Genomic DNA, 13567 nt, shown 5'->3' on the forward strand with positions numbered 1-13567 from the left:
AATATGACAACAAATACAACTGATATGGCTGGGAAAACTAAAGATGGTGCTTCAGTCTTTGTGAGAAGATTTGTGGCTTATCTAGTGCTTGTACTAGTAACAATAGTGTGCCTGTTTTGGTTCTATCTATTATTTATTAATTCCACAAGATCTCACTCTGAAATGAGTGCCGGATTTACACCAATTCCTAGTAGTCATTTAATAGAAAACTGGAAGAACTTGATACATGGAACGATACCTGTGGTATCTGGTATGATTAATTCACTTTTGATAGCCACAGCGTCTGCTGTACTTGCTACATACTTTAGTACAATGACAGCTTATGCAATCCATGCATATGATTTTAAGTTGAAAAACTTCCTTTATACATTCATTTTGATGATTATGATGATTCCTACACAGGTTACAGTACTTGGTTTCATCGGATTAATCAAAGATATGAATATTGATGATACAGCGATTGCACTTATTATTCCATCGGTTGCTTCACCAGCAGTATTCTTCTATATGAAGCAATACATGGATTCTACACTTCCTCTTTCGTTGATTGAGGCAGCAAGAATTGATGGTTCTGGCGAGTTTAGAACATTTAATAATATTGTACTTCCACTTATGAAGCCGGCTATTGCTGTACAGGCAATATTCAGTTTCGTAGCAAGCTGGAATAATTACTTCGTTCCTGCACTTGTACTTCACTCACAGGAAAAGAAAACACTTCCTATATTAATGCAGCAATTACGAAGCGCAGATTTCTTGAAGTTTGATATGGGACAGGTATATATGATGATTTCATTCTCAATATTCCCTGTTATCATTGTATATTTAATTCTTTCAAGATATATTGTAGGCGGAGTTACACTTGGTGGTGTAAAGGGCTAGTCAATTATTCTTTATTGTGGCGAAACTGTGCACAATAAATAAAAATTACACAAATATTCTGAATAAATTACATAAATATTGCGCTAAGCTGAGTATTATGTTATAAACATTTTGGTAGAGTAATTTATGGAGGATGTGTAAATGAAGAAAAAATTGATTAACACAATATTAATTCTTACATTTGCAGCTATGATGTGTGCATGCGGAGCCACAAAGGAAGTTTCAGTAGATCAGACTTCTATTAAATCAGCTGCAAAAGCAATTGGAGGTAAGAGTGCATCTGTTAATACTGTAACAGCGGATGGAACAGTGACGACAGATGGTACAGTAACAACAGATGGTTCGGTAAACACAACAACTGACGCTGTACCAGCTGCTGTGCCAACTGATGCTTCACAAGCTACAGGCGTGACACAGTCTGACGTGGTTGTTGAGGATTACCTCATTTATAATAATGTAAATATTATGCCAGGTGGAGATGTAGCTCCTGTATTAAAAGCACTTGGTGCTCCTGAATACCAGTATTCATACAAGTACTGCGGTACAAACAAGACTGCTACAGATTATTACTATGATGGACTTGAGATTTTTACAGCTCCAGATGACCAGGGCGTAAGCAGAATTTATATGATTAGAGGACTTGATTGTCAGTCAAGCACAGCAAAGGGTGCTTCTCTTTGCCAGGACCTTAGTGTATTGAAGAGCTGCTATGGTGCACCATCAGAGCAGACAGTTGATTACATTTCATATAAGTTCAATGGATTTACAACTACCATCACATTAAGTGAAGGATATCCAGCTGTAATTATGTTTAGCGCATTGGATCAGTAATTAATTAACGGTATAACTACATATAATGAAAAAGACTTGACACTTGGTCGCTGCTGTGATAAATTTAGCTAGCGACTAAGAAAAGCAGGTCTTTTTTTTATGCTCTTTTTTCGCCCCGTCAAATTGTTCGCTATGACGGGTGAGTATAACAGAACTGCAGAGTAGAAAATTTACGGAGGTGGAAGTTGTGCGCACAAAGATAACATTGGCATGTACAGAATGCCAGCAGCGTAATTACAACATGACAAAAGACAAGAAGACACACCCTGACAGAATGGAAACAAAGAAGTATTGCAGATTCTGCAAGAAGCACACAATGCACAAAGAGACTAAATAGTCATTTGGAGGTGCGATTATGGCAGAGGAAAAAAATACAAAGTCAGGACGTCTTTCAGGTCTTAAGACAGAGTTTGGCAAAATCGTTTGGGCAGACTCAAAAGACGTGTCAAAGCAGACAACAGCAGTTATTGCTGTGTCAGTAGTTGTAGCATTGATTATCATCGTATTAGATGCAGTAATCAACAAAGGTGTAAATATCCTAGTTAATTTATAATGGAGGCATCGCGTATGGCAGAGGCAAAGTGGTATGTAGTTCATACTTACTCAGGCTATGAGAACAAAGTCAAGACAAACATTGAAAAGGCTATCGAGACACAGAAGCTCGAGGAGCAGATTCTTGATGTACGAGTTCCTATGGTTGAGGTTACCGAGACTAAGGACGGCGTTAAAAAACAAGTTTCAAAGAAAATGTACCCTGGTTACGTTCTTATTGAGATGATTATGAATGATGAGACCTGGTATGTTGTCAGAAACACAAGAGGTGTTACAGGCTTCGTTGGACCAGGAAGCAAGCCAGTGCCATTGTCAGAGGCAGAGGTTCAGGCATACTTACTAGGTGGTAGCACCGAGAAAGTCAATGTTGAGGTCGACTTCGAGATCGGAGATACACTTAGCGTTGTTGATGGTACCTGGAAAGATACTGTTGGTGTTGTTAAGTCTATCAATACTAAGAAGCAGACTGTTACAATCAGCGTTGAGATGTTCGGCCGTGAGACACCGGTAGAAATTGATTTCACGGACGTACGTAAAATGGATTAAATCAGCATTATCTTTTGCTGATACAGATTTGCAGGAGGAATAGGATATCATGGCAAAGAAAATTGAAGGCTATATCAAGTTGCAGATTCCAGCAGGCAAGGCTACACCAGCCCCACCAGTTGGTCCAGCACTTGGTCAGCATGGTGTAAACATTGTGGAGTTTACAAAGCAGTTTAACGCAAAGACAGCAGATATGGGAGATACAATCGTTCCTACTATCATCACTGTTTATGCAGATAGAAGCTTTAGCTTCATCACAAAGACTCCACCAGCTCCAGTACTTATTAAGAAGGCTTGCAAGATTGCTAAGGCATCTGGCACACCTAATAAGACAAAGGTAGCAAAGATTACAAAGGCTCAGGTTAAGGAAATCGCAGAGACAAAGATGCCAGACCTTAACGCAGCAACAATCGAGGCTGCTATGAGCATGATCGAGGGAACATGTAGATCAATGGGCGTTGAGGTTGTAGACTAATTACAGCTTAGCGAAAACAACGTTCTTACTATTAACGAATGAGTGGGAGAGCATAAGCTCGATGAACCACAGGAGGTAAACATGAAAAGAGGAAAGAAATACGTAGCAGCTGCACAGTCATACGATAAGTCAGTTGCATACGATCCAGCAGAAGCAATCGCTCAGGTTAAGAAGAATGCTACTGCAAAATTTGATGAGACAATTGAAGCTCATATCAGAACTGGTTGTGACGGACGTCACGCTGAGCAGCAGATCCGTGGTGCTGTAGTACTTCCACACGGAACTGGTAAGTCAGTTAGAGTATTAGTATTCGCTAAGGGTGCTAAGCTTGACGAGGCACAGGCTGCAGGCGCTGATTTCGTTGGCGGCGAGGAGCTCATTCCAAAGATCCAGAACGAAGGTTGGGCTGAGTTCGATTCTGTAGTTGCTACTCCAGATATGATGGGTGTTGTTGGTCGTCTTGGTCGTGTACTTGGACCTAGAGGACTTATGCCAAACCCAAAGGCTGGTACAGTTACTATGGATGTTGCTAAGGCTGTTGAGGAAATCAAGGCTGGTAAGATTGAGTATAGACTTGATAAGACAAACATTATCCATGTACCTATCGGAAAGGCTTCTTTCACAGAGGAGCAGTTAGCGGACAACTTCCAGACTCTTATGGACGCTATCAACAAGGCTAAGCCATCAAGCTTAAAGGGTCAGTACATTAAGAGCATTTCACTTGCTCCTACAATGGGACCTGGCGTTAAGCTTAATGTTGCTAAGGTTTCAAACTAATAGTTGACAGTCCAATATACAAAATGATATAATGCACAAAGTTGTTGCCGAAGACAGCAGGTGGCGTTAGCCGTAAAGAGATTATCTCTACCAGCCGAGGACGATTAAGTATTTATCGATTAATCACCTCTATGTCTTTATGGCATAGAGGTTTTTTTACTTATCCTCATATAAGCAACACTAAAAATTATAAGGAGGAAAAATTCGTGGCAAAAGTTGAATTAAAGCAGCCTATCGTTGACGAGATTTCAGCTCAGGTTAAAGATGCAGCATCAGTTGTAGTAGTTGACGCTCGTGGACTTACAGTTGCAGAAGACACACAGTTACGTAAGCAGCTTCGTGAAGCAGGTGTTTCTTACAAGGTATACAAGAACACACTTATGAAGCGTGCTTTCGAGGGTACTGACTTTGCTCAGCTTGATGATGTTCTTGAAGGACCATCTGCAATCGCAGTTGCAAAGGAAGATGCTACAGCACCAGCTAGAATCCTTTCTAAGTTTGCTAAGACAGCATCTAACCTTGAAATCAAGGCTGGTGTCGTAGAAGGTACATTCTACGATGCAAAGGGTATGGCAGCAGTTGCTTCAGTACCAAGCAGAGAGGAGCTTCTTTCAAAGTTACTTGGAAGTTTACAGTCTCCAATCACAAATTTCGCTCGCGTTCTCAATCAGATCGCAGAGCAGGGTGGTGCAGCAGAGGCACCTGCAGCAGAAGCAGCTCCTGCAGAGGAAGCTCCAGCAGCAGAGGCAGAGGCACCAGCAGAAGAGCCAGCTGAGGCTCCAGCGGAGTAATATAGAATACTCAAACCAATATACATTGATTTATAATTTTTTAATGGAGGAAAATTATCATGGCAAAGATGACAACAGAAGAGTTTATCGCAGCTATCAAAGAGCTTAGCGTATTAGAGTTAAATGACCTTGTAAAGGCATGTGAGGAAGAGTTCGGCGTTTCTGCAGCAGCAGGCGTTGTAGTTGCAGCAGCAGCTGGCGACGGCGCAGCAGCAGGCGAGGAGAAGGACGAGTTTGATGTAGAGCTTACAGAAGTAGGTTCTGAGAAGGTTAAGGTTATCAAGGTTGTTCGTGAGGCAACTGGCCTTGGTCTTAAGGAAGCAAAAGAGCTCGTTGATGGCGCTCCAAAGGTAATCAAGGAAGCAGCTGACAAGGCTACAGCAGAGTCAATCAAGGCTCAGCTTGAGGAGATCGGCGCAAAGGTTACATTAAAGTAAGATTTTTGCACGAGCAGAGTAAATAATAAAAATAGTATCTCAGAGATTTATCTCGCTGAGATACTATTTTTTTATTATTGTGCGCAGCAGGCGTTTATGTTCTGCTAAAAAAACAATATAATTAGTACTTGACTTTACTATTGATTTTGGCATAGAATGTAGGTTGCACTATTGTGGTGCAGTGTGCATTGCTATGCCTTTTTTCATGGCAATGAAATTCGACAATAAAACATTGCAACAATTCGGTGAAGCCCTTTAGATTCGCTGTTTTGTTGACAAATAAAATGAGAGGTGGAACGTCAATGGAGAAAAACAGAATACGTCCAGTGAAAGCTGGAAAGAACTTGCGTATGAGTTACTCGAGACAAAAAGAGGTTCTTGAGATGCCTAATTTAATCGAGGTCCAGAAGAACAGCTATGACTGGTTCGTTAAGGATGGATTAAAAGAAGCATTTGCAGATATCTCACCTATTCAGGATCGAGGAAATCAGCTTGAGTTGCATTTTGTTGACTTTGCACTATGCAAGGATGAGGTGAAATATACTATCCCTCAGTGCAAGGAGAGAGATGCAACATACGCAGCACCTTTAAAGGTAAAAGTGCGCCTTGTTAACAAGGAATCCGGCGATATGCAGGAGCACGAAATTTTCATGGGTGACTTGCCACTTATGACTGAGACAGGCACATTTGTTATCAATGGAGCAGAGCGTGTTATCGTATCTCAGCTTGTCCGTTCACCAGGCATCTACTATGCAATCGGACATGATAAAATTGGTAAGGAGCTCTATTCATGCACAGTTATTCCAAATCGTGGTGCATGGCTTGAGTATGAAACAGATTCCAATGACGTTTTTTATGTACGTGTAGACCGTAACAGAAAGGTACCTGTTACAGTCCTTATTCGTGCGCTTGGTTTAGGAACAAATCAGGAAATTATAGATGTATTTGGTGAGGAGCCAAAGATCCTTGCTACATTTGCTAAGGATCCAGCTATCACAGAGAAGAACCCACAGGGTAGCTATGAGGGAGGTCTTTTAGAGCTCTATCGTAAGCTTCGTCCAGGTGAGCCTCTTGCTAAGGATAGTGCTGAGTCTCTTATCCATGGCATGTTCTTTGACCCACGTCGTTATGATCTTGCTAAGGTTGGACGTTATAAGTTTAACAAGAAGCTTATGCTCAAGAATCGTATAACTGGTCATATTCTCGCAGAGGATGTTGTTGATACAACAACAGGTGAGATTATTGCTAAGGCTGGAGAAAAGGTAACACTTGAGATGGCTGATGCTATCCAGAATGCAGCTGTTACTCACGTATTTATCCAGACTGAGTCACGTAATGTTAAGGTTCTTTCTAATATGATGGTTGACATCACAAAGTTTGTTGATTGTGATGCTAAGGCTCTTGGTATTACTGAGCTTGTTTACTATCCAGTTCTTGAGAGAATTCTTCAGGAGAACACTACAAAAGAAGATATCGAAGATGCAATTGAGAGATCAGTAGCTGATCTTATTCCAAAGCACATCACAGTAGAGGATGTATTTGCATCTATTAACTATAATATGCACCTTGAGTACGGCATTGGTAAGGATGACGATATCGATCACCTTGGTAACCGTCGTATCCGTGCAGTTGGTGAGTTATTACAGAACCAGTATAGAATTGGTCTTTCACGTCTTGAGAAGGTTGTACGTGAGCGTATGACTACTCGTGACCTTGAGGATATTTCTCCTCAGAACCTCATCAACATTAAGCCTGTTACAGCTGCAATCAAAGAGTTCTTTGGTTCATCACAGTTGTCACAGTTTATGGATCAGAACAACCCACTTTCAGAGTTGACACACAAGAGACGTCTTTCAGCACTTGGTCCTGGTGGTCTTTCAAGAGATCGTGCCGGATTCGAGGTTCGAGACGTACACTACTCTCACTATGGACGTATGTGCCCTATCGAGACACCTGAAGGACCTAACATCGGTCTTATCAACTCTCTTGCAAGCTATGCTCGTATCAATGAGTATGGTTTTATTGAGGCACCATACAGACGTATTGATAAGTCAGACCCAGAGAATCCTCGTGTAACAGATGAGGTTGTATATATGACAGCTGACGAAGAGGATAATTATCATGTAGCACAGGCTAACGTCAAGCTTGACGAGGAAGGCCACTTCATGAGAAAGAACGTATCTGGTCGTTTCCGCGAGGAGACACAGGAGTACGATAAGAAGATGTTTGATTACATGGACGTATCTCCTAAGATGGTATTCTCAGTTGCTACAGCCCTTATTCCATTCCTTCAGAATGACGATGCTAACCGTGCCCTCATGGGTTCTAACATGCAGCGTCAGGCAGTGCCACTTCTTACTACAGAGGCACCAGTTGTTGGTACAGGTATGGAGCCAAAGACAGCAGTGGATTCAGGCGTTTGCGTAGTTGCTAAGCGTGCTGGTATCGTTGAGATGTCTGAGACAAAGCGTATCATCATCAAGGCTGATGAGGACGGTACTAGAGATGAGTACAACTTATTCAAGTTTACACGTTCTAACCAGTCTAACTGCTACAACCAGAGACCAATCGTATTCAAGGGTGACCATGTAGAGGCAGGCGAGGTTATCGCTGATGGTCCTTCTACAAAGAATGGTGAGCTTGCTATTGGTAAGAATCCACTTATCGGATTCATGACATGGGAAGGTTACAACTACGAGGATGCGGTTCTTCTTTCAGAGCGACTTGTACAGGATGATGTTTATACATCTATTCATATTGAAGAGTACGAGATCGATGCTCGTGATACAAAGCTTGGACCAGAGGAAATTACACGTGATGTAGCTGGTGTAGGTGATGATGCTCTTAAGGATCTTGATGAGAGCGGTATTATCCGTATCGGTGCAGAGGTTCGTGCCGGTGATATCCTTGTTGGTAAGGTTACACCAAAGGGAGAGACAGAGCGTACTCCTGAAGAGAGACTTCTTCTTGCAATCTTCGGTGAGAAGGCTAGAGAAGTTCGTGATACTTCACTTCGTGTACCACACGGAGCTTATGGTATCGTAGTTGATGCTAAGGTATTTACACGTGAGAACGGTGATGAGCTTTCACCAGGTGTTAATAAGTCAGTTCGTATCTACATCGCTCAGAAGAGAAAAATCGGTGTAGGTGATAAGATGGCTGGTCGTCATGGTAACAAGGGTGTAGTTTCCCGCGTACTTCCAGTAGAGGATATGCCATATCTTCCAAACGGACGTCCACTTGATATCGTACTTAACCCACTTGGCGTTCCTTCACGTATGAACATTGGTCAGGTCCTTGAGATTCACCTTTCACTTGCTGCAAAGGCACTTGGATTTGATATTGAGACACCAGTATTTGATGGTGCAAAGGAAATTGATATTCAGGATACTCTTGAGCTTGCAAATGACTATGTAAATATGCCATTTGACAAGGAAGAGGCAACAAATGGTGAGGAGACATTCTTTGACAAGTACGTAGATGTACTTCGTGAGGATGTAATGGATTACTTATCTACTAACCGTGCTCACCGTGCTCTTTGGAAGGGTGTTCCTATTTCTAGAGATGGTAAGGTTCAGCTTCGTGACGGACGTACAGGCGAGCCATTTGATGGTCCTGTTACAATCGGACACATGCACTACCTGAAACTTCACCACCTTGTTGACGATAAGATCCATGCTCGTTCAACAGGTCCTTACTCTCTCGTTACACAGCAGCCACTTGGTGGTAAGGCACAGTTCGGTGGTCAGCGTTTCGGTGAGATGGAAGTTTGGGCTCTTGAGGCTTATGGTGCATCATATACACTTCAGGAAATCCTTACAATGAAGTCTGATGATGTTATCGGTCGTGTTAAGACATACGAAGCAATTATCAAGGGCGAAAACATCCCTGAGCCAGGTATTCCTGAGTCATTCAAGGTATTACTTAAGGAATTACAGTCACTTGGTCTTGATGTACGAGTTCTCGATGAGAACCGTGAAGAGGTTGAGCTCATGGAAACAAGTGAATATGGAAATACAGACCTCAATGCAATCATTGCAGGTAGCGATAGAAACTTCGCATTCGAAGATGACAGCTCATTTGCTCAGGCAGGCTTCTCAACAAAGAAGTTTGACAACGAGGGCGAGCTCGTAGACGATGATGAAATCGAAGAAGAGTCATACGACGAAGATGATTTTTCTGACGTTGCAGATGATTTTGATGAGGAATAAATAGGAAGGGAGCTAGAAAATGCCAGAGAATAGAGAAGCGACATATCAACCAATAGCATTTGACGCAATACAGATTGGATTGGCATCACCTGAAAAGATTAGACAGTGGTCTCGCGGTGAAGTTAAAAAGCCTGAGACAATTAACTATCGTACACTGAAGCCTGAAAAGGACGGTCTTTTCTGCGAAAAGATTTTTGGACCTAGCAAGGACTGGGAATGTCACTGCGGAAAGTACAAGAAGATTCGTTATAAGGGTGTAGTTTGTGACCGTTGTGGTGTTGAGATTACAAAGGCATCTGTACGTCGTGAGCGTATGGGACACATTGAGTTGGCAGCACCAGTTTCACATATTTGGTATTTCAAGGGTATTCCTTCACGTATGGGACTTATTCTTGATCTTTCACCAAAGACATTAGAGAAGGTTCTTTACTTTGCATCATACATCGTACTTGATGCAGGTGATACAGCTCTTATGTATAAGCAGGTTCTTACAGAGGCTGAGTACCAGGAGGCTAGAGAGACTTATGGTAGCCAGTTCAGAGTAGGAATGGGTGCTGAAGCTATCCAGGAGCTTCTCAAGGAAATTGACCTTGATGAAGAGGCTACAAAGCTTCAGATTGAACTTGATAACGCTACTGGTCAGAAGCGTTCACGTATCATTAAGAGACTTGAGGTTGTTGAAGCATTCCGCGAGTCAGGAAATAGACCTGAATGGATGATTATGACAGTTATCCCTGTTATTCCACCAGATCTTCGTCCTATGGTACAGCTTGATGGTGGCCGTTTTGCCACATCTGACCTTAACGACTTATACCGTCGTATTATTAATAGAAATAACCGTCTCCGTAGACTTCTTGAGCTTGGCGCTCCTGATATCATCGTACGTAACGAAAAGCGTATGCTTCAGGAAGCTGTTGATGCTCTTATCGACAACGGTAGACGTGGTCGTCCAGTAACTGGTCCTGGTAACAGACCTCTTAAGTCACTTTCAGACATGCTTAAGGGTAAGTCAGGACGATTCAGACAGAACCTTCTTGGTAAGCGTGTTGACTACTCAGGACGTTCAGTTATCGTAGTAGGTCCAGAGCTTAAGATTTACCAGTGTGGTCTTCCAAAGGAGATGGCACTTGAGCTCTTCAAGCCATTCGTTATGAAGGAGCTTGTTGGCAATGGTATGGCTCACAACATCAAATACGCTAAGAAGATGGTTGAGAAGTTCGAGCCACAGGTTTGGGACATCCTTGAAGATGTCATTAAAGAGCATCCAGTTATGCTTAACCGTGCTCCTACACTTCATAGACTTGGAATTCAGGCTTTCGAGCCAATTCTTGTAGAGGGTAGAGCTATTAAGCTTCATCCACTTGTATGTACAGCTTTCAACGCCGATTTCGACGGTGACCAGATGGCTGTTCACCTTCCACTTACACAGGAGGCACAGGCTGAGTGTAGATTTATGCTTCTCTCACCTAACAACTTACTTAAGCCTTCAGATGGTGGTCCTGTTGCCGTTCCTTCACAGGATATGGTCCTTGGTATTTACTACCTTACACAGGAGCGTGGTACTACAGTAGGTGATGGAAGAGAAGAGCCAGGCGAGGGTAAGGCATTCAAGAACCTCAACGAGGCTATTCTTGCATACGAGAACAAAGCACTTACAATGCATGCACGTATCACAGTACGTATGTCTAAGAAGTTAGCAGATGGTACTGTTGTTACAGGTAATGTTTCATCAACACTTGGAAGACTTATCTTCAACGAGATTATTCCTCAGGATCTTGGCTATGTAGATCGTACAAAGCCTGAGAATGAGCTTGCTCCAGAAATTGACTTCCACGTTGGTAAGAAGCAGTTAAAGCAGATCCTTGAAAAAGTTATTAATACACATGGAGCTACAAAGACAGCAGAGGTTCTTGATGATATCAAGGCTATGGGTTACCACTACTCAACAATTGCTGCCATGACAGTTTCAATTTCAGATATGACAGTTCCACCTCAGAAGCCAGAGCTTATTGCTGCAGCTGAAGAGACTGTAGATAAGATTACACGTCAGTATAAGCGTGGTCTTATTACAGAGGAGGAGCGTTACCGTGAAGTAGTTGATACATGGAAGAATACTGATGATGAGCTTACTAAGGACCTTCTTGATGGTCTTGATAAGTACAACAACATCTTCATGATGGCTGATTCAGGTGCCCGTGGTTCTGATAAGCAGATCAAGCAGCTTGCTGGTATGCGTGGTTTGATGGCTGATACAACAGGTCGTACAATCGAGCTTCCTATCAAGTCAAACTTCCGTGAGGGTCTTGACGTACTTGAGTACTTCATGTCAGCTCATGGTGCTCGTAAGGGTCTTTCTGATACAGCTCTTCGTACAGCCGATTCAGGTTATTTGACACGTCGAATGGTTGACGTTGCTCAGGAGCTTATTATCCGTGAGTCAGACTGTGTAGCTGGTACAGATCGTGAGATTCCAGGTATGTGGGTATACGCATTCATGGATGGTCGTGAGGAGATTGAGTCTCTTAAGGACCGTATTACAGGTAGATTCTCTTGCTATTCAATCTATGATGCAAATGGCGAGATGATTGTTAAGGCTAACCATATGATTACACCAAAGCGTGCAGCAGCTATTATTGAGCGCGGTGTTGATGATAAGGGTCAGCCAATTAAGAAGGTTAAGATCAGAAACGTTCTTAACTGCCGTTCACACGTTGGTGTTTGTGCTAAGTGCTACGGTGCTAACATGGCATCAGGACGTGCTGTTCAGGTTGGTGAAGCAATTGGTATTATCGCAGCTCAGTCAATCGGTGAGCCAGGTACTCAGCTTACAATGAGAACCTTCCATACTGGTGGTGTTGCTGGTAACGATATTACTCAGGGTCTTCCTCGTGTCGAGGAGCTTTTCGAGGCTAGAAAGCCTAAGGGACTTGCAATCATCACTGAGATTGCTGGTACAGTTACAATCGAAGAGGATTCTAAGACAAAGAAGAGAGAGGTTGTAGTAACTAACTCTGAGACAGGTGATGTTGAGAAATACCTCATCCCTTACGGTTCACGTATCAAGGTTCTTGCAGGTCAGGAGCTTGAGGCTGGTGATGAACTTACAGAAGGTTCTGTAAATCCACACGATATCCTTACTATCAAGGGTAAGGCAGCTGTTCAGGATTACCTTATCCGCGAGGTACAGCGTGTATATCGTTTACAGGGTGTTGATATCAACGATAAGCATATTGAGGTACTTTGCCGTCAGATGCTTAAGAGAATCAGAATCGACGATGCTGGTGATACAGGATTCATGCCTGGTTCACTTGTAGATTGGCTTGATTTTGAGGAAGCTAACGAGCAGATGGAAGCAGAGGGTAAGGCAGTTGCAACTGGTACACAGGAACTCCTTGGTATCACAAAGGCAGCCCTTGCTACAAACTCATTCCTTTCAGCAGCTTCATTCCAGGAGACAACAAAGGTTCTTACTGATGCAGCTATCAAGGGTAAGGTTGATCCACTTAACGGCCTCAAGGAGAATGTTATCATCGGTCGCTTAATCCCAGCTGGTACTGGTATGAAGAGATACTCTAACATTCCACTTTCTACAGATGCTGATATTGCAAACGCAGCATTAGCTCAGGAATTTGAGGGAGAAGCTGAGACAGAAGAGCTTACAACTTCAGATGAATTAGTAGATGTTGAATAATCATCAAGATTATTCAACATCGTAATAGGATGCTTTCTTGAACAATGTTCAAGAAAGTAGTCTGGCTGAAAGCCAGATTCAAATGCAGTTATCATCTACTGCATTTGAACCAGGATGTTGAATAATAGAATCTACTATATATAGTATGTATAGAACTAGGGCCTATATTGGCCCTAGTTTTTTCATTACTATTCACAGTTCCTCCACCCTCATTCATAATGGAAGTCTTACAGACTTCTTTCCCAGTGCTAAAGCACTTAACATTATTCATGTGGGTGGAGTCACTGATTCCAGTTTATAAATATTTAAAGATCATTCTCTTACATGCAAGCATGACGAGAATTAATCTTTAAATATTTATAACTGTGAATAGTAAC

The 13567-nt window shown here is 42.3% G+C and carries 11 protein-coding genes and 1 other annotated feature; all 11 genes read left to right on the forward strand.

The features are described 5' to 3' along the window. The first annotated feature begins 3 nt into the window (after positions 1-3). On the forward strand, positions 4-879 hold the full coding sequence (locus BLP50_RS12840) for a carbohydrate ABC transporter permease (RefSeq protein ID WP_242869277.1): 876 nt from the start codon (positions 4-6) through the stop codon (positions 877-879). 141 nt (positions 880-1020) lie between these two features. Further along, positions 1021-1710, forward strand: a complete 690-nt coding sequence (locus tag BLP50_RS12845; RefSeq protein ID WP_090155408.1) for a hypothetical protein — start codon at positions 1021-1023, stop codon at positions 1708-1710. Between the two features lie 187 nt (positions 1711-1897). Next, the gene (gene rpmG / locus BLP50_RS12850) at positions 1898-2047 is read left to right on the forward strand and encodes a 50S ribosomal protein L33 (protein ID WP_028234592.1); all 150 of its coding nucleotides are present in this window, start codon (positions 1898-1900) and stop codon (positions 2045-2047) included. An 18-nt stretch (positions 2048-2065) separates the two neighbouring features. Continuing rightward, positions 2066-2263 (forward strand): preprotein translocase subunit SecE, encoded by a 198-nt coding sequence (secE, locus tag BLP50_RS12855; RefSeq protein ID WP_090155410.1) that lies wholly within the window; start codon positions 2066-2068, stop codon positions 2261-2263. Between the two features lie 14 nt (positions 2264-2277). Then, the gene (gene nusG, locus BLP50_RS12860; protein WP_090155412.1) at positions 2278-2808 is read left to right on the forward strand and encodes a transcription termination/antitermination protein NusG; all 531 of its coding nucleotides are present in this window, start codon (positions 2278-2280) and stop codon (positions 2806-2808) included. 49 nt (positions 2809-2857) lie between these two features. After that, entirely contained in the window at positions 2858-3283 is a 426-nt protein-coding gene (gene rplK / locus BLP50_RS12865; protein WP_090155414.1) for a 50S ribosomal protein L11, read from the forward strand. Between the two features lie 81 nt (positions 3284-3364). Continuing rightward, positions 3365-4060, forward strand: a complete 696-nt coding sequence (rplA, locus tag BLP50_RS12870) for a 50S ribosomal protein L1 (RefSeq protein ID WP_090155417.1) — start codon at positions 3365-3367, stop codon at positions 4058-4060. A gap of 29 nt (positions 4061-4089) precedes the next feature. After that, positions 4090-4226, forward strand: a sequence feature (ribosomal protein L10 leader region). A gap of 40 nt (positions 4227-4266) precedes the next feature. After that, positions 4267-4851 (forward strand): 50S ribosomal protein L10, encoded by a 585-nt coding sequence (gene rplJ, locus BLP50_RS12875; RefSeq protein ID WP_090155419.1) that lies wholly within the window; start codon positions 4267-4269, stop codon positions 4849-4851. Positions 4852-4910: 59 nt separating this feature from the next. Beyond that, entirely contained in the window at positions 4911-5288 is a 378-nt protein-coding gene (gene rplL, locus BLP50_RS12880) for a 50S ribosomal protein L7/L12 (RefSeq protein ID WP_090155421.1), read from the forward strand. 302 nt (positions 5289-5590) lie between these two features. Beyond that, the gene (gene rpoB, locus BLP50_RS12885; RefSeq protein ID WP_090155423.1) at positions 5591-9499 is read left to right on the forward strand and encodes a DNA-directed RNA polymerase subunit beta; all 3909 of its coding nucleotides are present in this window, start codon (positions 5591-5593) and stop codon (positions 9497-9499) included. 19 nt (positions 9500-9518) lie between these two features. After that, the gene (gene rpoC / locus BLP50_RS12890; protein ID WP_090155426.1) at positions 9519-13190 is read left to right on the forward strand and encodes a DNA-directed RNA polymerase subunit beta'; all 3672 of its coding nucleotides are present in this window, start codon (positions 9519-9521) and stop codon (positions 13188-13190) included. Positions 13191-13567 lie beyond the last annotated feature (377 nt).

It is taken from the genome of Pseudobutyrivibrio sp. AR14 (assembly GCF_900101325.1).
In the GTDB taxonomy this organism is placed as follows: domain Bacteria; phylum Bacillota; class Clostridia; order Lachnospirales; family Lachnospiraceae; genus Pseudobutyrivibrio.

Coding starts and splice junctions, on each gene's coding strand:
- rplK (WP_090155414.1), top strand. CDS start 2,858: ATGGCAAAGAAAATTGAAGGCTATATCAAGTTGCAGATTCCAGCAGGC.
- rpoB (WP_090155423.1), top strand. CDS start 5,591: ATGGAGAAAAACAGAATACGTCCAGTGAAAGCTGGAAAGAACTTGCGT.
- BLP50_RS12845 (WP_090155408.1), top strand. CDS start 1,021: ATGAAGAAAAAATTGATTAACACAATATTAATTCTTACATTTGCAGCT.
- BLP50_RS12840 (WP_242869277.1), top strand. CDS start 4: ATGACAACAAATACAACTGATATGGCTGGGAAAACTAAAGATGGTGCT.
- nusG (WP_090155412.1), top strand. CDS start 2,278: ATGGCAGAGGCAAAGTGGTATGTAGTTCATACTTACTCAGGCTATGAG.
- rpoC (WP_090155426.1), top strand. CDS start 9,519: ATGCCAGAGAATAGAGAAGCGACATATCAACCAATAGCATTTGACGCA.
- rplA (WP_090155417.1), top strand. CDS start 3,365: ATGAAAAGAGGAAAGAAATACGTAGCAGCTGCACAGTCATACGATAAG.
- secE (WP_090155410.1), top strand. CDS start 2,066: ATGGCAGAGGAAAAAAATACAAAGTCAGGACGTCTTTCAGGTCTTAAG.
- rplL (WP_090155421.1), top strand. CDS start 4,911: ATGGCAAAGATGACAACAGAAGAGTTTATCGCAGCTATCAAAGAGCTT.